The sequence below is a fragment of the Chryseobacterium vaccae genome, from assembly GCF_009602705.1.
In the GTDB taxonomy this organism is placed as follows: domain Bacteria; phylum Bacteroidota; class Bacteroidia; order Flavobacteriales; family Weeksellaceae; genus Chryseobacterium; species Chryseobacterium vaccae.
Genome location: NZ_VSWH01000001.1, coordinates 3,316,372 through 3,337,761, shown reverse-complemented (window position 1 = coordinate 3,337,761; position 21,390 = coordinate 3,316,372). Strand labels below are relative to the sequence as shown.

26 protein-coding genes are annotated in these 21,390 nt (G+C 37.7%); 23 read left to right on the top strand and 3 right to left on the bottom strand.

The features are described 5' to 3' along the window. Positions 1 to 156: 156 nt before the first annotated feature. The 4 genes from FW768_RS15180 (at position 157) to lepA (ending at position 3,731) form a co-directional block, all read left to right on the top strand. Entirely contained in the window at positions 157 to 708 is a 552-nt protein-coding gene (locus FW768_RS15180) for an RNA polymerase sigma factor (protein WP_153396810.1), read from the top strand. A gap of 17 nt (positions 709 to 725) precedes the next feature. Continuing rightward, positions 726 to 1,250 (top strand): hypothetical protein, encoded by a 525-nt coding sequence (locus FW768_RS15175; protein WP_153396808.1) that lies wholly within the window; start codon positions 726 to 728, stop codon positions 1,248 to 1,250. 8 nt (positions 1,251 to 1,258) lie between these two features. After that, positions 1,259 to 1,765 (top strand): hypothetical protein, encoded by a 507-nt coding sequence (locus tag FW768_RS15170; protein ID WP_153396806.1) that lies wholly within the window; start codon positions 1,259 to 1,261, stop codon positions 1,763 to 1,765. Positions 1,766 to 1,934: 169 nt separating this feature from the next. Beyond that, entirely contained in the window at positions 1,935 to 3,731 is a 1,797-nt protein-coding gene (lepA, locus tag FW768_RS15165) for a translation elongation factor 4 (protein ID WP_153396804.1), read from the top strand. Positions 3,732 to 3,769: 38 nt separating this feature from the next. Here the strand turns inward: lepA and FW768_RS15160 are convergent, their stop codons facing one another. Beyond that, positions 3,770 to 3,979, bottom strand: a complete 210-nt coding sequence (locus FW768_RS15160) for a hypothetical protein (protein ID WP_153396802.1) — start codon at positions 3,977 to 3,979, stop codon at positions 3,770 to 3,772. 115 nt (positions 3,980 to 4,094) lie between these two features. Next, entirely contained in the window at positions 4,095 to 4,733 is a 639-nt protein-coding gene (locus FW768_RS15155) for a DUF1579 domain-containing protein (RefSeq protein ID WP_153396800.1), read from the bottom strand. Between the two features lie 126 nt (positions 4,734 to 4,859). On the opposite strand from FW768_RS15155, the gene FW768_RS15150 reads away from it, so the two are divergent. From FW768_RS15150 to FW768_RS15065, 18 genes are all read left to right on the top strand, one after another. Next, entirely contained in the window at positions 4,860 to 5,555 is a 696-nt protein-coding gene (locus tag FW768_RS15150) for an NUDIX hydrolase (protein ID WP_153396798.1), read from the top strand. A gap of 409 nt (positions 5,556 to 5,964) precedes the next feature. Then, the gene (locus FW768_RS15145; protein WP_153396796.1) at positions 5,965 to 6,507 is read left to right on the top strand and encodes an NADAR family protein; all 543 of its coding nucleotides are present in this window, start codon (positions 5,965 to 5,967) and stop codon (positions 6,505 to 6,507) included. A gap of 30 nt (positions 6,508 to 6,537) precedes the next feature. Then, positions 6,538 to 7,086: a prolyl hydroxylase family protein gene (locus tag FW768_RS15140; protein WP_153396794.1), complete on the top strand. Its 549-nt coding sequence runs from the start codon at positions 6,538 to 6,540 to the stop codon at positions 7,084 to 7,086. Positions 7,087 to 7,168: 82 nt separating this feature from the next. Continuing rightward, the gene (locus FW768_RS15135) at positions 7,169 to 7,504 is read left to right on the top strand and encodes a hypothetical protein (protein ID WP_153396792.1); all 336 of its coding nucleotides are present in this window, start codon (positions 7,169 to 7,171) and stop codon (positions 7,502 to 7,504) included. Between the two features lie 2 nt (positions 7,505 to 7,506). Beyond that, on the top strand, positions 7,507 to 8,361 hold the full coding sequence (locus tag FW768_RS15130) for a hypothetical protein (RefSeq protein WP_153396790.1): 855 nt from the start codon (positions 7,507 to 7,509) through the stop codon (positions 8,359 to 8,361). A gap of 3 nt (positions 8,362 to 8,364) precedes the next feature. Continuing rightward, positions 8,365 to 9,435, top strand: coding sequence for an adenylosuccinate synthetase (locus FW768_RS15125; protein WP_153396788.1), 1,071 nt, complete (start codon positions 8,365 to 8,367; stop codon positions 9,433 to 9,435). Between the two features lie 15 nt (positions 9,436 to 9,450). Further along, a complete protein-coding gene (locus FW768_RS15120) occupies positions 9,451 to 9,861 on the top strand; it encodes a hypothetical protein (RefSeq protein WP_231128699.1) in 411 nt (136 codons plus the stop codon). Between the two features lie 2 nt (positions 9,862 to 9,863). After that, positions 9,864 to 10,334 carry a macro domain-containing protein gene (locus tag FW768_RS15115; RefSeq protein ID WP_153396786.1) on the top strand — a complete coding sequence of 157 codons (471 nt, stop codon included), beginning with the start codon at positions 9,864 to 9,866 and terminating at the stop codon, positions 10,332 to 10,334. A gap of 12 nt (positions 10,335 to 10,346) precedes the next feature. Then, positions 10,347 to 11,582 (top strand): TIGR02452 family protein, encoded by a 1,236-nt coding sequence (locus FW768_RS15110; protein ID WP_231128698.1) that lies wholly within the window; start codon positions 10,347 to 10,349, stop codon positions 11,580 to 11,582. A gap of 240 nt (positions 11,583 to 11,822) precedes the next feature. Then, the gene (locus FW768_RS15105) at positions 11,823 to 12,341 is read left to right on the top strand and encodes a DUF4291 domain-containing protein (protein ID WP_317163092.1); all 519 of its coding nucleotides are present in this window, start codon (positions 11,823 to 11,825) and stop codon (positions 12,339 to 12,341) included. After that, a complete protein-coding gene (locus FW768_RS15100) occupies positions 12,338 to 13,249 on the top strand; it encodes an ADP-ribosylglycohydrolase family protein (protein ID WP_153396784.1) in 912 nt (303 codons plus the stop codon). Before FW768_RS15105 ends, FW768_RS15100 begins: the two co-directional genes overlap by 4 nt. Then, positions 13,239 to 13,745, top strand: a complete 507-nt coding sequence (locus FW768_RS15095) for an O-acetyl-ADP-ribose deacetylase (RefSeq protein WP_153396782.1) — start codon at positions 13,239 to 13,241, stop codon at positions 13,743 to 13,745. The genes FW768_RS15100 and FW768_RS15095 overlap by 11 nt, the downstream gene beginning before the upstream one ends. Positions 13,746 to 13,822: 77 nt before the next feature. Then, positions 13,823 to 14,509: an SIR2 family NAD-dependent protein deacylase gene (locus FW768_RS15090; RefSeq protein ID WP_153396780.1), complete on the top strand. Its 687-nt coding sequence runs from the start codon at positions 13,823 to 13,825 to the stop codon at positions 14,507 to 14,509. Further along, positions 14,509 to 15,456, top strand: a complete 948-nt coding sequence (locus tag FW768_RS15085; RefSeq protein WP_153396778.1) for an ADP-ribosylglycohydrolase family protein — start codon at positions 14,509 to 14,511, stop codon at positions 15,454 to 15,456. Before FW768_RS15090 ends, FW768_RS15085 begins: the two co-directional genes overlap by 1 nt. A gap of 18 nt (positions 15,457 to 15,474) precedes the next feature. Further along, on the top strand, positions 15,475 to 16,017 hold the full coding sequence (locus FW768_RS15080) for an RNA 2'-phosphotransferase (protein WP_153396776.1): 543 nt from the start codon (positions 15,475 to 15,477) through the stop codon (positions 16,015 to 16,017). A gap of 30 nt (positions 16,018 to 16,047) precedes the next feature. After that, complete coding sequence (locus FW768_RS15075; protein ID WP_153396774.1) at positions 16,048 to 16,782, top strand: metallophosphoesterase family protein; 735 nt, start codon at positions 16,048 to 16,050, stop codon at positions 16,780 to 16,782. 168 nt (positions 16,783 to 16,950) lie between these two features. Further along, complete coding sequence (locus FW768_RS15070; protein ID WP_153396772.1) at positions 16,951 to 18,675, top strand: M14 family metallopeptidase; 1,725 nt, start codon at positions 16,951 to 16,953, stop codon at positions 18,673 to 18,675. Between the two features lie 120 nt (positions 18,676 to 18,795). Next, a complete protein-coding gene (locus tag FW768_RS15065) occupies positions 18,796 to 19,584 on the top strand; it encodes a T9SS-dependent choice-of-anchor J family protein (RefSeq protein ID WP_153396770.1) in 789 nt (262 codons plus the stop codon). Positions 19,585 to 19,634: 50 nt separating this feature from the next. On the opposite strand, the gene FW768_RS15060 is transcribed toward FW768_RS15065, so the two are convergent. Next, positions 19,635 to 20,516 carry a cupin-like domain-containing protein gene (locus FW768_RS15060; RefSeq protein WP_153396768.1) on the bottom strand — a complete coding sequence of 294 codons (882 nt, stop codon included), beginning with the start codon at positions 20,514 to 20,516 and terminating at the stop codon, positions 19,635 to 19,637. A gap of 629 nt (positions 20,517 to 21,145) precedes the next feature. On the opposite strand from FW768_RS15060, the gene FW768_RS15055 reads away from it, so the two are divergent. Further along, positions 21,146 to 21,358: a hypothetical protein gene (locus FW768_RS15055; protein WP_153396766.1), complete on the top strand. Its 213-nt coding sequence runs from the start codon at positions 21,146 to 21,148 to the stop codon at positions 21,356 to 21,358. Positions 21,359 to 21,390 lie beyond the last annotated feature (32 nt).

The following is a 21,390-nucleotide window of genomic DNA, read 5'->3' as shown; positions in this document are numbered from 1 at the left end:
CCGGCAGTCAGGAAATTTTTGATATTTCCTTATAAAGTAAGTGGAGTAAAGGTTTTGGTGTAACCCGCTCATATTATTTGTAATATTTGGACTAAAAATTGAATAAGTAATTTAACTTTCAGTTATTTTTGTAATCCAAAACAGTGATAGCATCTTATGAAGATCAAGGACGCGGAAATTATTTCGTTGATGCAAAACCCACGGAGCCAGGATAAAGGTGTCCGTGCCTTGATGGATGCTTATCAGAGCAGGTTGTACTGGCACATCAGAAGAATTATTGTGGATGGCGATCTTGCTCAGGATACATTGCAGGAGACTTTTATTAAAGCCTACCAGAATTTTCACCAGTTCAAAAATGACAGCCAGCTGTATACCTGGCTTTACAGGATTGCTACCAACGAAGCATTACAGCAGGTCAATAAGATGAAGAAAATGCAGAAAACTGATGAAAATGCAGAGTATCATATGCAGAATCTGGTTGCTGACAATACAGAAGGTGATGCAGAAGAAATACAGATCCTGCTTCAGAATGCTATACAAAGTCTGCCAGAAAAGCAGAAACTGGTATTTATGATGCGGTATTATGATGATCTTCCTTACGAAGAAATATCTAAAATTGTAGATATGTCTGTAGGGACCCTTAAAACAAATTATCATTATGCCAAACAAAAGATAGAAGATTATATTAAAGAAAATTACGAAAGATAATTTTTGAACAACAAAAGATGAAAGAGTTCGACATAGAAAAACTAGAACGCAAGAACATTTACAAAGTTCCGGATGAATTATTTGAAAATATCCAGAACAGGGTAATGAGTGAAGTGAAAACAGAGAAAAAAGCACCTGTTTTCAAACTGAACTGGATGTATGCGGCAGCGGCTTCCGTAGCTTTGATATTTGGAGTTACCTATGTTTTTAATTCTGATAGTGATTCTGCGCTTCAGCCTAAAGCAGCTTATGCAGCAGAAAAACAAGGTTCTGCAACTGAAGGAGAACTTGCTTATGAAACATTGAAATCAGATTTAACTTCTGTTGAAAATACTAATCAAACAGCTGGAAATCAAATGAATAATAACGGTTCTTCTCTTAGGGATAATGGTGATGTAAAAGAAACTGCACAGCCGGTGAAAGCTGTATCAAAGAAAGAAGAAACTCAAATGAATGAGTATCTGGATTCATTCTCCAATTCTGAAATAGCAGAGTTGGCAAGCAATTCAACCCAGGACGTTTATTTGGATCTATATAATTAATAAGAAAAATGAAAAAGATATTATTTGCGCTTTTTATTATTTATGGTTTTGGTCTGAATGCCCAGAGTGCAGATTATGACTGGAAAAAAATGGACCCTAAACAAAGAAAAGAAGTAATCAATAATCTTTCTCCGGAAGAAAGAAAAGCACTTCTTACCAAGTTCAGGAACAATATGGTCATGGATAATCTGAATATTGATGCGGATGATAAGGCTGAATTTACACAGCTTTACAATGAATATCTGGAAAATCAGAAACAGATCAAAAGCCAGTTTGATCCTAACTTTAATCCCGAAACTTTATCGGATGATGAAGCAAAAGCCAAACTTCAGCAGAGTTTTGAGGTAGGGCAGAAGTTGTTGGATAACAGAAAGAAGTATGCAGATAAAATGCAGCAGGTGATTCCTTGTCAGAAAGTACTGAAGCTCTTTCAGTCCGAAGGAATGATGAGAGATAAAATGAATGAAAGAAAGCCTCACAACCATGGGAATGTGAAGCCTAAACAAAACCCATAATAGTTTATTTTTTTAATGTTGGACGGCTCTTACAAGACGATTTGTGAGAGCCGTTTAATTTTCACAGCATCTGTATTTTGGGCAAAAAATTAAATAATTTAATACAATGAATATAAGAGAGATAAAATGTCTTGCTTTTTTTTATCTTTGCAAATTACAACGTTCTTAAATGAAAAACATACGAAATTTTTGCATAATCGCTCATATTGACCACGGTAAAAGTACTTTGGCTGACCGTCTTTTGGAGTATACCAACACCGTTACCCAAAGAGAACTGCAGTCTCAGACCCTGGATGATATGGACCTGGAGAAAGAACGCGGGATTACCATCAAGTCCCACGCGATCCAGATGGATTATGAATATAAAGGAGAGAAATATATTTTAAACCTGATTGATACCCCGGGACACGTAGATTTCTCATATGAAGTTTCCCGTTCAATTGCTGCGTGTGAAGGAGCCCTTCTTATTGTAGATGCGGCACAGAGTATTCAGGCTCAGACGATCAGTAACCTTTATCTTGCATTGGAAAATGATCTGACTATTATCCCGATTCTTAATAAAATTGACCTTCCTTCTGCCAACCCTGAAGAAGTAACCGACGAGATCATGAATCTTATCGGATGCGAATATGAAGACGTATTAAGGGTTTCAGGAAAAACAGGAGAAGGAGTTCATAGCCTTCTGGAGCAGATTGTTGAAAGAATTCCTGCACCGGTAGGAAATCCTGACGGACCGCTTCAGGCTTTGATTTTCGACTCGGTATACAACCCGTTCAGAGGGATTGAAGCCTATTTTAAAGTAGTGAACGGAAGTATCTCTAAAAATGAAAAGATCAAATTCTTTGCAACTGGAAAAGAATATGGAGCAGATGAAGTAGGTACTTTAAAACTAAAACAGGTTCCAAAGAAAACCATTCAGTGTGGAGATGTAGGGTATTTGGTTTCAGGGATAAAAGATGCCCGTGAAGTAAAAGTAGGAGACACCATCACTTCTTTCGAGAAGCCGGCAGACGGGCCTATCGATGGTTTTGAAGAAGTAAAGCCAATGGTATTTGCTGGTATCTATCCAATTGATTCTGAAGATTTTGAAGAATTGAGATTCTCTCTTGAAAAATTAAGACTTAATGATGCTTCTTTGGTTTTCGAACCAGAAAGTTCGGCAGCTCTTGGTTTCGGATTCCGTTGCGGATTCTTAGGAATGCTTCACATGGAAATCGTTCAGGAACGTCTTGACAGAGAGTTCAATATGAACGTGATTACTACGGTACCTAACGTTTCTTATTTCGGATATACTAAAAAAGAACCTGAAGTTCCGATCTTGATCAATAACCCATCTGAAATGATGGATCCTTCCACGATGGATAGAGTAGAAGAACCTTTCATCAAGGCGTCTATCATTACAAAGTCTGACTTCGTTGGTTCAGTAATGACTCTGTGTATTGAAAAGAGAGGAGAGATTGTTAATCAAAGTTATTTAACATCAGAAAGAGTTGAGCTGATTTTCAATATGCCATTAGCAGAAGTAGTTTTCGATTTCTATGACAGATTGAAATCCATCTCTAAAGGATATGCATCTTTTGATTATCACCCAATCGGATTCAGAGCTTCCAAGCTTGTAAAAATGGATATCCTGATCAATGGTGACATGGTAGATGCACTTTCATCATTGATTCATGACAGTAATGCATACTATATCGGTAAAAGGATGTGTGAAAAGCTTCGTGAACTGATCCCGAGACAACAGTTTGATATTGCTGTTCAGGCAGCTCTTGGAACAAAAGTTATTGCGAGAGAAACCATCAAGGCTTTAAGAAAAGACGTTACCGCAAAATGTTACGGAGGAGATATTTCCAGAAAACGTAAACTTTTGGAAAAACAGAAAGAAGGTAAGAAGAAAATGAAGCAGATCGGAAGAGTAGAAGTACCGCAGTCTGCATTCATGGCAGTTTTGAAACTAAATGACTAATCATAAAAAAGACCGGTATTTGTGCCGGTCTTTTATTTTCAATAATTTCTCTGCTTTTCAATCATATTAGACTGAATTATCAGGGCACCGAGACCGAGAATAATTTCGGCAATACCCAATATTCTTATAAGATTGATTCCGCATACAATACATTCCGGTTCAGGGAAAGGTCTTTTCCCTACAACAATGATTAATACTCCGCCTATAATAATAATGACTACTATTAAGGCTGTTAATAAAGTTTTCATGATGGTATAAATTATTTCTGGTTATTTCCGTTTTTATCTATACCAAAGTTGGCTATAACATTTTATAAATCAACAAGTAAAATCACTGTTTCCCGGAAGGTGTTTTTCCTGTATTTTATTTTTTGCGGACAAATTTTATCTCCATTGTTTTCATTTCCTTTCCGGTTTTCCAGTCTGGGCCGTACATTTCCAGCATGTGGTTGTTATCATCCGTAAAGGTGTAGACCTCTCTTACATCACAGTCTTTTTCAGGACGGCTGGGGTCTGTCATTTTTCCTTTAAACTCAATGGATTTTTTAGCAGGATTCCAATCTCCCTCGGCATGCATCATTCCTGTCCCCATATTATCAATCCAAGTGCTTATGAACTTTTTCTTGGCATTATCATAACCCATAATACTCATCCCTTCAAAGGGCATTCCCATAAAATTACCCTTGTAAGTGCTGTGCTGGTAACGTCCGTCAAAAATCATTTTGTTCGTGCATTCAGACTGGCTGGTCATAGGTTGGGCACCTTCTTCCATCCATGTGGTGGTGGTACCGGTCCAGTTTCCGTCAAATTTGGCGAGCATTTTATGCATTTCACCTGGGGTGGCAAATTCCATCCAGGCTTTAGTCGCAGCAGCAGAATCTACAGGCTTCCATGCTGTTGAAGCAGAATCTTTTTTATCAGATTCTTTATCTGTGGTTGTTTTGCCTTTTTCACAGGCGATACATAAAAATGCAACTGATAAGGCGAATAGTAAATTTCTCATAATCAATTAATTTTAAGTGGTTTATATTGATAACATAAAGGTAAGCCTTTTTATTATGCAGTAAATTATTTTTCTCATGTTATTATTAATCGTACCTTTGTGTAATCGTAACGCAAATTAGCCTATATGGAGTCTCCAAAAAAATTACAGGATATAAAAGTAGCTGTAGATGCAGTAATTTTCGGATATTTCGATAAGAAAGATCTTCAGATCCTTTTAATAAAAAGAAATATTGAACCTTTCAAAGGAGGCTGGGCGCTTCCTGGAGGGCTTGTTTTGGATGATGAAGACGTAGATACTGCAGTAAAGCGAGAATTATATGAAGAGGCGGGCATAAAGCCCGATTTTTTGGAACAACTCTATACTTTTGGCAAGGTAGGCCGTGATCCGAGGAACAGGGTAGTTTCTGTGGCTTATCTGGGCCTTGTAAACCCTTCCTATCACGAGCTGTTTGCCGATTCTGATGCTGAAGATGCCCAATGGTTCAGTGTAAATAAACTTCCGTCTCTGGCATTCGACCATAAAACTATAATTGATACCGCATTGCAAAGACTGCGTACCAAAATCCGTTACCAACCGATAGGTTTCAACCTTCTCAATGAAGAATTTCCTTTTTCAGACCTTGAAAACCTTTATAAAACCATCATTGGGCAGGAAATCGACCGCCGTAATTTCCGTAAAAAGATGATGAGCTACGGACTTCTCAACGAAACCAACAACGTTAAAAAAGAAGGCAGCGGAAGACCAGGCAAACTCTTCACCTTCAATCAGGAAAAATATGAGGAACTCGAAAAAGAAGGTTTCTATTTTGAAATCAAATAAATTCTTCATTTCAATTTGCACCTAATCCTATTCAATTTTGAGAACTTTAACCAGAAATAAATAGTAGTTTTCTATTCAATATAAATGGTTAGTTCATAGCCTGTTAATTTATTTTTAGTGGTATTGTCTGGGGTTTAACATGGTGTATATGAAATACAGCCTTCTAATCAATAAAGATCTCTTTATTCAATAGAGGCGGATTTTTCCCGCCTTGAAATTTCAAGATCATATAGTCCGGTACATCTCCATTCCAATTAAAACGATCCCACGGAAATTCCTCCAATATTTTTTATGAATAAAATTTATCCATTGATAATCAGTTGGTTAAATTATTTAGTGTAAAATAAACACAAATAAATTTGGTGTGTAAAATAATTATCCTTTAAATTTGTGTATAAATAACGCAATCATGAATTACACTCTACAGCATATTATTGAAAAATTTCAGAAAAATGAAGCGATACAATTTTTATTCTTCTGGGGACACACAGTAAAAGAGGAACTTACCAAATCATGCTTCAGTCAGTGGTTTCCTGCATCATTTGAAGAAAACGGAATAGAATACCCTACAGCTGAACATTATATGATGGCTGGAAAGGCAAGATTATTTGATGATGAGAAAATACTTGAAAGAATCCTGCAGGCTAAAACTCCGAATGAAGTAAAATCTTTAGGCAGAAAAGTAAAAAACTTTGATCCACAGCTTTGGGATGAGCATAAATATGAAATTGTAAAGAGAGGAAACCTTCTGAAATTTTCACAAAATTCTAAATTACAAGGATTCCTGATATCAACGGAAGATAAAATTCTCGTAGAAGCCAGCCCGTATGATAACATTTGGGGAATCGGAATGCTGGAATCAGATTCAAGAGCGCAGAATCCATCTTTGTGGAACGGAGAAAATCTTTTAGGTTTCGCTTTAATGGAAGTAAGAGATGAATTAAGAAGGTAAAAACACGATCATCAACACAAAATATTAATTATGGAAAAAATAGAATTACATCCGCAGATCTTTTTGATTGAAAGCTTTCTCACCGATACAGAGTGTGATGAATACATTGCCGTTTCAGAGGAAAAAGTCTTTGAAGAAGCCAAAATCACCATGCACGGAAAGCAGCTGATGAGTAAAGGAATAAGAAATAATGACAGGCTGATGATCTTCGACCGTGATCTGGCGGAAAAGCTTTTTACAAGAGCTTATGATTTTCTTCCTGAATTTCATGAAAATTATAAAATTCATGATTTTAATGAAATGTTCAGGGTTTATAAATACACTCCGGGACAGCGTTTTAAAATGCATCATGACGGAAGCTATATCCGCAACGAAAATGAGAAAAGTTTCTATACATTCATGATCTACCTGAATGATGATTTCGAAGGAGGTGAAACAGAATTTGAACGCTTATTTACAGTAGCACCGAAAAAAGGATCAGCATTAGTTTTTTATCATCCGTTAAGACATGAAGGAAAAACCCTGATCAGTGGAACAAAATACGTATTGAGAACCGACGTAATGTACACCAACGTGTAAATAATTCTGCTCAAAAGCAGTGTAAAACTATGTCATTTTCAATTAGCGTTAAAATAACACAAATAATTTAAATGCAGCCAACATGGAAGACGAATTGAAATCAAGGTTCATTGAATCACTACAGAGAAACAATGACCAGATCAGAAAAGACCGTGCACACACGATCGGGGAAGATTCAGAATTAATTTACAGAAGGACGGTAGAAGATATTGAGCTCAGGATAAAGAGGATGGAGCGTGAACAGGAGGGCCTTATCGATATCAGCCCTCTGGATAGAAACAGCTTAACCTTTGCGGATTTTCATCCCGAAGAATTTGTTCAGAAAGACATGGAATTATCATTAATCATTAGAAACTTAAATATTCAGCTGGAAGTAACCAAAAAAAGATTTGAATATTTATTCGGAAAAACAATTTAATTATGGGAGGTACAAAATATGATCTGGACGCTCGCTTTGCAAAAGCCAGAAAAGAAGGATACGGATCAAAATCAGCCGGTGAAATTTTCACTCAGAATGCCAAAAGAATGGCGCACGAATCTATGAATCCAAAAGGAATTTCTTTCAGGGAATCCCGGGATTCTGAAGCCAATCCGAATTCAGTTCCGATTATTTTAGGACTGGATGTAACGGGAAGCATGGGACATATTCCCCACGAATTGATCAAAGAAGGTCTTCCTAAGTTAATGGGAGGAATTATGCAGGGAGGAGTTCCAGATCCCGCTCTTTTATTTTTGGGAATCGGGGACCATGAATGCGACGGTTATCCGCTGCAGGTAGGGCAGTTTGAATCAGGTGATGATGAACTGGATATGTGGCTTACCCGCACCTATATTGAATCCGGCGGCGGCGGTAACGGGGGAGAAAGTTATCTTCTGGCGTGGTATTTTGCCGCTTTTCATACCAGAACAGATGCCTTTGAGAAAAGAAATCAGAAAGGGTTACTGTTTACAATAGGAGACGAGCCTTGCCTTAAAGTTCTTCCCGCTTCTGCCATAAGAGAAATTATGGGAACCGGTCAGCATACCTATACCCATACAGAGCTGCTGAAAGAAGCTCAAAAAAGGTATGAAGTATATCACATCAGTGTTCTGCATTCAGGCCAGGCATTAGCTGCGGATAAAGGATGGAAGGAGTTGCTGGGTAAAAACTGTTTATCTATAACGGATCACACAGAAATTCCGGATCTTATCAAAGGAGTGGTATGTGATAAATTTAAAAACAGTACTTCCGGAACCGGAATTGTAAGCGGGCTGGATAGTATTCAAATGTTTTAAGCAATGAAAAAGGCACAAATAGTAATAGGACTGGGTTTTGGTGACGAAGGAAAAGGAATCACCACAGATTTTCTGGCAAGCCGGAACCCAGATTCTGTTGTCATCAGGTTTTCAGGAGGACAGCAAGCAGCACATACCGTAATGATTGGCAATGAAAAGCATGTGCATTCCAGCTTCGCAAGCGGAGCGCTCCGAGGATTGCCGTCTTATTTTTCCGAACACTGTACCATTCATCCTGTGTTTATGCTGAATGAAAGGGAAGAATTGAAAATGAAAAACGGAAATACTGAACTTCATATTCATCCCCTGGCAAAAGTAACAACTCCTTTTGATGTGTGGCAGAACAGAACCAATACGAGAAATCTGGAACACGGAACCTGCGGAAAAGGAATCGGGGCCACAATGAAAAGGCATGAAAGTCCCTATAAACTATTTGTTGCCGATCTTATTGCACCACGTGAAATGTTGATCGAAAAGCTGAAAGGAATCGCTTATTTCTACGGGTTTATGGATCAGGACCAGATCCGGGAAGAACTGGATGTTTTTCTGAATGCAGTAGATCAGATTGATTGGAAGATCAGTGATTACAGATATCTGGAATCTTTTGATAACCTTATTTTTGAAGGAAGCCAGGGAATTCTTCTGGATATGGATCACGGCGTATTTCCTAATGTGACCTACGCTCATACCACTTCGAAAAATGCTTATGAGATCTGTAGAAGACTGAACATTGAAGACATAGAAATGTATTATGTGACCAGAAATTATTCCACACGACATGGAAGCGGCTGGATGAGTAATGAAAAACGTATGGATTTAAAGAACAATCAGGAGGAAACTTGTGTTTTCAATGAATATCAGAAAGAGCTCCGTTACGGTAATCTGGATTATGATCTTCTGAACTACGCATTGCTGCTGGATGGAGCTTATATTTCCGGAGCCCGCAAGAATCTTGTGGTTACCTGCCTGGATCAGACAGAGAAAGCATTTAAATACGAAAAACTAAAAACAGAATTTGAAACAGTGTACGGATCATATTCACCGTTTTCAAAAGATTTTAAACAATTGAAATAAATAAAAACACAACTCATGATGAAAAAGATATATGCATTTGGAAACGGAAACCTGTCCTGGGATAAATTCCATGAATTATATGTTACCCCGTTAAAAAATATTGACCTTGCTGACTGTGAGTTTATTATAGGCGATTTTTCCAGAGCAGATACCTTAATGATGGAATACCTGAAAGATAAAACCGAAAAAGTAACCATCCTTCATATCGGGATAAAACCAAGATATAAGATCAATACTTTTAAAACAAAAGCTGCCGGCTGGACTTTTTCCGGAGGCTTTCAGTCTGATGCTGAACGGGATGATTACGGTGTGTCACAGTGCACCCATTTTCTCGGGGTAGATTTTAATTCAGACGCAAAGAGAAAAAGCGGTACCTTGAAAAATATTGAAAAATGCCTGAATTCAGGTAAAATAAAAATAGAATAACCATGAAAATGCACTATATACAAGGTGACGCCACAGCTCCGGAATCTGAAGGAAACAAAATAATTGCCCATATCTGCAACGATATTGGTGGCTGGGGAAAAGGTTTTGTAACAGCCATTTCCAGAAAATGGAAAGAGCCGGAAAGCAAATACAGACAATGGTTTAAAAGCGGAGGAAATTTTTATCTTGGTGAAATCCAATTGGTAAAAGTTGAAGATGAAATCTGGATAGCCAATATGATTGGGCAGCATAAAATCATCACCAACTCCGGCGGAATTCCACCCATTCGATATGATGCTGTCGAAAAATGTCTGGAAAAACTGGCAGAAGAAGCCTTACAGATCAATGCCACAATCCACATGCCGAGAATAGGATGCGGACTGGCAGGAGGAAAATGGGAAAAAATAGAACCCATTATTGAAAAAACACTATTAAAAAACAATCTCGAAGTATACGTTTACGACTTCGGATAAAAAATAAAAGCAATGAAAACAACAACACTTTACAGACCTGTAGGAGAAAAAGAAATGATTCTGATCATGGAGAGCGGATATAAAAAATTCCCTCCAAGATTGGACTGGCAGCCAATATTTTACCCGGTGCTGGATGAAAGCTACGCCTCCGAAATTGCTGAAAAGTGGAATACCAGAGATGAAGCCGGAAATTTTCTGGGCTTTGTAACAAGTTTTGAAGTGCTTAAAGAAATAGCAGATCAATATCCCGCTCAAAATGTAGGAGCCAGAAACCATAATGAGCTATGGGTTCCTTCTGAAGAACTTGAAACATTCAATGAAGCCATCGCAGGAAAAATTAAAGTGCTCAGAGTATTTATGGGAAAAGACTTTAAAAAACCGGCAAACGATGAGGTGGAGAATTTATTATTCAATATAAAAAAACTAACGATGACCAATAAAGGAATGGCAAAAGATACTTTGGAGATCCTTGCCAGAAAATATTATATAAACGAAAACAACGAAAAAATAAACATAGAAAACGAGCTGGAAATCAGCAAAAATGAAACGATTCTGTACTCTTCGGAAATACTTGAGGGATTTACAAAAGTCCGGCTGCCGGAATTTATTTTTGAAACAAAGTTTGAAACTTGGAACTGCAGCTCACTGAAAGCTATTTTACAATTAGCCGAAGAAGAAAATCCAGAGAAGCTGATGTGCCTTAATTTCGCTTCAGCAAAAAATCCGGGTGGCGGATTCATCAACGGAGCAGAAGCACAGGAAGAAAGCTTGGCAAGAACTTCAGGATTATATGAAAGCCTGCTTCAGGCTCCTTACTATTATGAGGCTCATCGGGCAATGGAATCCTGTTTCTATACAGATATGATGATTTACAGTCCTAAAGTTCCCGTTTTCAGAAAAGATAAAGGAGAACTGCTCGAAAAACCTGTTATATGTAATTTCATTACTTCTCCGGCAGTAAATGCAGGCGTTGTCAGGAAACAGGAACCGGAAAGGCAGGATGAAATAGCAGATGCAATGGATGTGAGAATAGATAAAATGCTTGCACTTGCTTTTCATAGAGAAAATGAAGTATTGATCTTAGGTGCCTGGGGATGCGGAGTTTTTAAAAATGATCCCAAAGAAATTGCAGGGTTGTTTAAAAAACACCTTCAGGGAAAATATAAAAATAAATTTAAAAGAGTGGTCTTTGCTGTGATGACCAAGAAAAAAGAAGAAATGCTGAGACCTTTTGAAGAAATATCATGAAACTGACAAGAGGAGAATTGTTTAGTCAGCTTCCAGATAGGAGAATTTGGGTTGAATATGCTGAAAGGAAAATATAATTATCCTGGATAAAGACTACAAAACCGTTGAAAACAGAAAGAAATGAATTTTAAACTTAAAAAATATAAAGAACAATTACAGGATTGGCCTAGGGAAGGGCATCATATCATGGCACAGTACGATGATGAAAAAATTATAGTCTATCAGTCCTATCGTAAATAAATAGGAGAATTTGCCGTGAGAAACCAATATTTTGGAGGGGCTTTCAGTCTGGAAAGGATGACCTGGATAAAACCCAATTTCCTTTGGATGATGTACCGTAACGGCTGGGGAACCAAAGAAGGTCAGGAATACGTTCTGGCTATTCATCTAAAGAAAGAAGCTTTCAAAAAGTACTTTGAAAATGCGGTATATTCTTCCTATGATGAAAAACTGGGAGTGTCCAGAGAAGAATGGCAGAATCAGGTGAAAGAATCTTCTGTGAGATTACAATGGGATCCGGATCATGATCCTTTCGGACAGAAGCAGGAAAGAAGAGCCATACAGATTGGTCTTAGGAATGAATTTACCCGTTCCTTTGCCCGGGAAGATATTCTTTTCATTGAAAATATTTCAGATTTTGTAAAAGAGCAGCATGCATTCGTATTAAACGGAGATCTGGACAACCTGATCATTCCCGAAGAAAAACCATTGCTGTTTGATGATGAACATTTAAATAAAAAACTAAGACTAAAGCTATGAAAACAGACAGGCTTTCCCTCGCTTCAAAGTCCCTGACAGGAGTTTCCATCGGTGATGCCTTTGGAGAAAGCTTTTTTGGTGAAGAAAGCCTGATGAAAAGCTATATTCATCAAAGAATTCTTCCTGAGACTAATCTGGATTTTACTGATGACACCATTATGGCAGTGGCCATTTTTAAATCGCTGGAAAAATTTGGAAAGGTTAATCAGGATTTTCTTGCAGAAGAATTTACCAGGAACTACTATCTGGACATGAACAGAGGATACGGGCCTTCCATACATCAGTATTTCAGGGCTGTGAAAAACGGAGAATATTGGAAAGATGTTTCCCAGGCTAAATTTGAAGGGCAGGGTTCCATGGGAAATGGCGGTGCAATGAGAGCATCCGTAATCGGGGCCTATTTTTATGATAATATAGAACAGCTTAAAAAAAATGCAGAACTTTCCTGTGAAGTAACCCATGCGAATAAAGAAGCTATAGAAGGAACAAAAGCTGTTGCTCTGGCTGCTGCCTTTACCGTTCAGGAAAAACTGGGATTGGCAAAATTTGGACAGCAGGAATTTATCCGGAATATCCAAAATGAGCTGGATGATTCTGATATGAAAAGTAAGCTGAACAAAGTCCTTTATCTGGATGGAAATCCAGGCATCGAAATGTTGGTGCAAACATTAGGAAACGGAGTAAAAATGACCGCTCAGGATACCGTTCCTCTTGTCATCTGGATGTTGTCAAGATACCGGAACAATTTTAAAGAATGCCTGTGGAATACCGTTGCTGCTTTAGGAGACAGAGATACCACCTGTGCTATAGCCGGAGGAGTAAGCATTTTGTGCTGTGAAGAAAATATGGGTCCTGATTGGATAGATGAGGTAGAAAACTGGAAAAAAAGCAGATTTTATGAACATTGAACTGATAAAAGGAGATATTACAAAGATCTATACAGATGCTATCGTTAATGCTGCCAATTCCTCACTGCTTGGTGGTGGCGGAGTAGATGGAGCTATTCATCGGGCAGGCGGAAAACAGATCCTTGAAGAATGTATCGAAATCAGAAACAGGCAAGGAAAATGTAATACGGGAGAAGCAGTAGTTACCTCTGCTGGAAACCTTCCTGCTGATTATGTCATTCACACGGTAGGTCCGGTCTGGAACGGAGACGAAGAAAGGTGCTCAAAACTTCTGGCTGGCTGCTATCGAAATGTATTAAACCTGGCAGAAAGTCTCAACGTAAAAAGTATTGCCTTTCCCAATATCAGTACAGGAATCTATAAATTTCCAAAAGAAATGGCGGGAATAATTGCTGTGAATGAAGTAAGAAAATTCAAATCAGAAAGTATAGAAAAAGTTATTTTTGTCTGTTTTGATGATGAAAATGAAGAAATTTACAGGAAGCTTTTAAACTAGCTTCCGCATATTCAACAAAAATTCGTGCATCAGTGGCAAATAAAATGCTAAGTGAACGAAATAAAACTTATAAACCAATGAAAAAACTAACCATATTAAGCGGCGCAGGAATCAGTGCCGAAAGCGGAATAAAAACATTCAGAGACGGAGACGGGCTCTGGGAAAATCATAATATAACCGATGTGGCAAGCCCTGAAGGGTGGAGAAAAGACCCTGCGCTCGTACTGGAGTTCTATAACCAGAGAAGACGCCAGCTGCATCAAGTACAGCCCAATGAAGCTCATTATCTGCTGGCTGAGCTGGAAAAGCATTTTAAAGTTCAGATCATTACCCAAAATATTGATGACCTGCACGAAAGAGCAGGATCTACAGATATTCTTCATCTCCATGGAGAGCTGTTCAAATCCTGTTCATGCAATAATAAAGATCTGATCTATGAGCAGAAGGAGGATATCAATATCGGGGATAAAGCAGAAGACGGAGGTCAATTAAGGCCATTCATCGTATGGTTCGGAGAAGATGTTCCTATGTTCCAGCCTGCCCGGGAAATTGTAAAAGAATCGGATGTTTTATTGGTAATTGGTACCTCTTTGCAGGTATATCCGGCAGCCGGACTGATCCACGATATTAAAGATGACTGTCTCCTGATTGTTATCAATCCTAATGAAACCGGATTCGGATATGGGCAGAGAGCTGTCGTAATGAAAGAAACCGCAACTCAGGGAATGAAACTGCTGTTTGATAAGCTGGTTAATCTTGCATAATGAAAAATACGGTAAAAGCAGGAATTCTGGGGCTTTGTATTGGAGATGCGCTGGGAGTTCCTGTAGAATTCAGAAGCAGAGAACAACTTAGACGTTCTCCGGTCACTAAAATGAGAGCTTTAGGAACACATCATCAGCCTGCCGGAACATGGAGTGATGACAGTTCTTTAGCGTTATGTCTTGCGGACAGCCTATGTAACGGATATGATCCGGAAAATATCGCATTGAAGTTTCTTCAATGGTATAATGCAGAAATCTGGACACCTCATGGACGGGTTTTTGATATTGGTATTGCTACCAGACAGGCCATTCATAAGATCAGTAAGGGGATTGCTCCCCAACTATGTGGAGGGACCAGTGAATATGATAATGGAAATGGTTCTTTAATGCGAATTTTACCCCTGTTGTTTTACATTAAAAATTTTAAGATAGAGCAGAGGTTTGATATAATTAAAGAAGTCTCTTCCATCACTCACGCCCATATTCGTTCCGTATTAGCGTGTTTTATTTATCTTGAATTTCTGTTGGAAATTATGAATGGAACTGGAAAAAATGAATCATATAAAAAAATGCAGGCAACAGTAATCCATTTTTTGGATTATACCCCCATTTGTTCACAGAACGAAATGGATCAATTTGAACGGATTTTAAAGAACAATATTTCAAGCTATCCCGAAGACGAAATCAAAAGCAGCGGTTACGTTTTGCATAGTCTGGAAGCCTCATTATGGTGTTTCCTGAATTCGGAAAGCTATTCCGAAGCCGTTCTGAAAGCCGTGAATCTGGGTGAAGATACAGACACCACAGGAGCAATTACAGGAGGAATAGCAGGTATTTATTATGGCTTTGGAAATATTCCGCAGGATTGGATCGCAGAGTTGGTAAGGAAAGATGATATTGCAGAACTTTGCGAAAAATTGGAGAATAAATATTTCCCAATAGTATAATGATTAAGAACATAAGTTATGAACGAAATAGAAAAGAAAAGAATAAGTAAGTTTTTGAGCCTTATTCTGAGGCATCACCCGGAAACCATTCAGCTGAAACTGGATGAAAACGGATGGGCAGATGTAGAAGAACTGAGAACAAAGTCAGCGAAGAGAAGTGTTTTCTTTACCGTTGAAGAATTGGATGAGGTAGTAGAAACGAACAATAAAAAACGTTTTGCTTTCAATGAAGATAAAACGAAAATAAGAGCCAGCCAGGGCCATTCCATTGATATTGATCTGGGCGTTGAACCACAAACCCCGCCTGCATATCTATACCACGGAACAGCAGAAACCAATATCGCCTCAATCCTGGAAAAAGGAATTGAAAAAAGAAGCCGCCAGCATGTACATTTAAGCATTGATAAAGAGACCGCAACAAAAGTTGGGATGAGACACGGAAAACCTGTTATTTTAACCATTAGAACAGGGAAAATGGCTGAAGACGGAGTTTTGTTTTACCTCTCTGCAAACGGAGTCTGGCTGACAGATTTTGTTGAGGCTAAATACATCTCAAAGTAAAAGCCAGAGTTTTAAACCGAATAGAGAGAAATGAGCAGAACATTAGCAATAGGAGATATTCACGGAGGGTTGAGAGCCTTAATACAGGTTCTGGAAAGGGCAGAGGTTTCAAAGTCGGACCGCCTGGTTTTTCTTGGAGATTATGTAGACGGATGGAGTGAATCTTCTGAAGTAATCACTTTTTTAAAGAAGCTCTCAGAAGAGCAGGAGTGTATCTTTATCAAAGGAAATCATGATGCCTGGTGTGAAGACTGGATTGCTTTTGGAAATGAACCGGATGTATGGCTTTTCAATGGAGGAAAAAGCACCGTAGAAAGCTATAAAAACTATTCTTTGGAAGAGCTGGAGGTTCATCTTGAATTTTTTCAGAGAATGAAAAATTTTCATATCGATGAAAAGAACCGCTTGTTTATTCATGCCGGATATTCCTCCATGCACGGTCCTGAAAAAGAAGTCTATTCCAGCAACTATCATTGGGACAGAACCCTTTGGGAAACAGCTGTTTCAATGGATACCAAACTGGAAAAGAGTTCTGAATTGTATCCTAAAAGGCTGCTTTTGTACCATGAAATCTTTATTGGCCACACCCCGACTTTATATATCGGAAGCAAAGAACCTGTCAATAAAGCCAACGTTTGGAACCTTGATACAGGCGCAGCTTTTACAGGAGCCCTTACTATACTGGATATTGATACTAAAGAATTCTGGCAGAGCGATTCCCTACCATCTTTATACCCGGATGAAAAAGGAAGGAATAACGATTAATGTACACCCTAAAAAACAATGAAAATTTTATTTTAAAATACAGAAATGACAATGCCTCAACCTCATGGACTTCAAAATCCATGAGGTTTTCTTTTTCCAATAATTTTAATCAGAAAATTGATTTTTCTTTAATTGTAGTTCCTTAATTTTGAAGTCCAAATATTGCTTATGAAACTGCACTATATTCTGTTGATCCTAAGTTGTTCCTTTCTATCTGCACAGAAAAACTTTCAGACCCCTTTTGAAAAAGGAAATGGAAATCAGACTCTTACCTATTCGGAAATGAATGAGTATTATCAGGATCTGGCGAAAAATTTTAATACCATCCAATACCTTAAAAAAGGCGAAGATGACAATGGAAAGCCTATTTATGTTGTTCTGTACAACCCTTTTCCTGAAAAAGACCTTGAAAAGCTGAGAAAAGATAAAGCCATTCTTTTCATCAACAACGGAATACATCCCGGTGAGCCGGACGGAATAGATGCCACCATGATGCTGATGCGGGATCTGGCAGTAAAGAAAATAAAAACACCTCAGAACTTTGTTGTTGCAGCGATTTCAGCCTATAACATTAGTGGTATGCTGAACAGAAGTTCTCATTCAAGAGCCAACCAGAATGGGCCGGAACAGTATGGTTTCAGGGGAAACGCAAGAAATTATGACCTGAACCGGGATTTCATCAAAGCAGATTCCAAAAATGCCAGAAGCTTTCAGGAGATCTATCAATGGCTGAAACCGGATGTGTTTATCGATAATCATGTAAGTAACGGGGCAGATTATCAGTATACTTTCACCTATATTTCTACTTTCAAAGAACGTCTTGGAAATGTTTTGGGAGATTATTTTTATAAAAATTATCAGGCAGCCAATCTTGAAGAGATGAAGAAACTTGGCTACGAAAGTACCCCATATGTAAATATTCACGGTGATGTTCCGGATATCGGTTTTGCTTCATTTGAAGATTCACCTAGATATTCTACGGGCTATACTTCTTTATTCAACTCATTAGGAACTGTTCCAGAGACCCACATGCTCAAACCGTATGATAAAAGAGTGGATGCTACCTACAAATACATGCTGGTAAACCTTCATAACCTGGATAAAGACTATAAAAAGATAAAACAGCTCCGGATTGATAATGTAAAGCAATACCAAGCCGGACAGCAATACGGAATCCGCTGGAAGATAGATTCAACCCGATTTTCTACCATGGATTTTAAAGGCTATGAAGGAAGTTATAAACCCAGTGAGATTTCTGGCAAACCACGACTGTATTATGACCGAAACAAACCTTTTACAAAGAAAATAAAACTGTTTACCGAGGCTGTTCCTACAGGATACATTACCATTCCGAAATATTATGTGATTCCTCAGTCTCAGTACAGGGTTCTTGAAGAGTTCAGGAGAAATCGGATCGTCATGAAACCCGTTCAGAAAGACAGTATGATTACAGTTGAATCATATAAAATCAAGGATTTCAAAACAGTAAAGAATCCTTATGAAGGACATTATCTGCACTTTGATACTACGGTAGAATCGGCTAAAAAAGAGCATTCTTTTTCGGCTGGAGATTATATTGTTCCGACCGATCAGCCTGGAGTAAAATACATCATTGAAACCCTTGAACCTGAAGCATTAGACTCTTTTTTCAACTGGAATTTATTTGATGGAATTCTGGCACAGAAAGAATATTATTCAGCCTATATTTTTGAAGATACCGCAGCTGAATTACTGAAGAAAGATAAAAAGCTTAAAGAAGCTTTCGAGGCTCAGAAAGCATCAGATAAAAAATTTGCGGAAGACGGAGAGGCGCAGCTTGATTGGGTCTACAGACACTCACCTTATTTTGAAGAAAAAACATTCAGGCAATATCCTGTTTACAGAATTTTGTAGAGAATCTATTAAGTAATAATTTGAATAAATAAGTTGATATTTTTCGTATAAAATAATTTTTTGATTTATTTTTTTAATGATTTGTTTTAAAATTATTAAATTAGTATAAAATCAATACTTATGAAACAAATTTATCAATTTCTATTGATCATGGGTTTTTTGCCCGTATGCCTTTCAGCGCAGCAGTACTCACAAAGTTTCGATTCGGATACGATGCCGTCAGATTGGACAGTCATTAACGGAGGAGATCCTGAGAAAGAATGGAAAGCCTGGGCCCCGGGCAGTCTCTCTCTTGTTGATTCGCATTCCGGGTCTCATTTCTTAGGACTGCAGTATGGCTCCACAGCACACGATGATTATGCGATAAGCCCTGCCATAACAGTTACGGCGGGAGTATCGGATAAGCTGTCCTTTTGGAGCAGAAACAAAGGATCCAGTTTGGCAGAACAATTTGATGTAAAAATATCAACTACTACGCCTACTGCCGATGCCTTTACGAATACAATGGCAGCCGCAGTGAAGCCGCCGACAGCCTGGACGAAATACAGCTACGATCTTACGCCATATATAGGGCAGACCATTTATATTGCCTTCTATTCTTCAACAAATAATATCTGGTTTATCGGGATCGATGATTTTGAAATCTCTTCAAACAGTCTCGGAACTTCTGAAGCCGCTTTAAGTAAAGCTTCCATTTACCCGAATCCTGTAACGGATATTTTAAACATTAAAAATAAAAACAAAATGTCTGAAATAACTGTTTATGATCTTACAGGAAAAATGCATAAACAAGAAATGGTAAATTCAGATCAGGCAGCTGTAAATGTAAGCGATCTGACAGCAGGAAATTATCTCATAAAAATTAAAGAAGGACAAACTGAAAAAACATATAAAATCATTAAAAAATAGCTTTAACTGAATAACAGAAAAAGACGCCTCAATTTGAGGCGTCTTTTTATTTATCTCGGCAGGCCTCTTTTCAGGGCCAGTTCAGCTCTTATAATAGCTTTCTTTTCTTTCCAGTCCATATACTTCTTTTTGAAGTTCTTTTTCATAATATCATCAAACTTACGCTGTACGGTAAGATTCCATAATGAATGAGCTTTTACAGCCCATGATTTGTCCCAGGCTCTCAGGGAGATTGAAAAACTTCCGTCCAGATACTTCATCCAGTGCCACCATCCAGTGGGCATGAAAAGAGTATCACCATGTTCAAGGAAGCATTCAATTCCTTCTATACCGTCAAGGGCCGGGAATTTTTCAAAGTCAGGATTGTCAATATCATAATCTTCCAGTGCATAGGTAGCATAAGGAAGCTGATATAGTCTCTCTTTCCACTTGTATTCGAATAATTTTACATGCTTTCTTCCATTAAAATGAGTATGGAAAATATGGGCCATATCAATATCATAATGAAGGAAGGTTACAGAGCCTCTCCCTCCGAAAAACATAGACGGATATTTATCCAGAAACCCACCCATAAGGTCTTTAGGTGAAATATAATCCTGTAATAAATTTTTCGCGTGTTTTATTGGATCAAAGAAAAAAATCCTCAAATCAGTAGGTTCTCTCTGAATAAGATCTATATAATCACCGAATTTCATCTCGGCAGTAGGGGTATTAATCGGAGCTGCCGGATCAGCCTTTGAACTATCATATAAAGGAACTATTACATCTCCTACCGTCTCCTTCACATAGTCCATTGTCCATTTCTGATAAGCAGGCCATTTTCTTGCCATATTTTTGATGACAACGGGCCTCCTGGGCTTAAGATATTTTTCGTAGAAATCTTCTTTTGAAATATCATCTACAACATCTATAGGCTTTAAAATAATTCCCATTCTATAAATTTTATGTTACAAAATTATTAAATAAATATATATGAATCAGTGTTTAAGTTTTTTTTAATCTATGATTCAAATCATTTTTAACTATTTAGACTAAATAAAAATATATTAAACTGTCCTTTCTTATCATGTTCTGCATTTTTTCCTTTTAATAAGACAATATTATCCATAAAAGGTTACAGACGGATGAAATAAATAGAAAAACCTAATTTACAAAATTAGGTCCGGATTTTAAAGATTTAATATGCCATAATAGTTATGATTAAAAAATTGAATGTTGAAGATTTTTTTTCAGCTGAAAAACTATAAATATTGCAAAAAAATAGTACCCTGAAATTTTTTATAGCTAAAAATTAACTTATTATTTTAAATGTATTTATTTTATTAATATGCCTAATAAATGCAGCATAATTTGCTGGTTTTGTTATATATATAATGTTTTATTTTTCATATGTTTGTGATATAACACAAATGGGAAAGTCAGCAGAACACTTCAGAACTGCTTGCCTGAAGTGTATTTCTCCTTTTTGTTTTTATGATGCATCATCCGGTCAGGATTCCTATTCTAGACAAGGCTTCCGGGACCGGGAAAAATTATTTTTTAATTCATTAAAACAAAACTTATGACAAAAAGAATTTTATTTTCCGTCATGCTCGGGATATCCGTGATGGCGTTAGCTGCGGTAAAAGCCGTATGGACTTCTACCTGTGGGGTGAAACACTACACAACGTTTCCAGATAGCTATACCTATAATGATATGGCAGAATGGATTGCAACTGCAAATGAACTTGAGTGTGGAACAAAAGTGAAAGTTATAATTAATCCTAATAATTAATTTGATGGGCAGAATTCAATTCTGCCTATCAT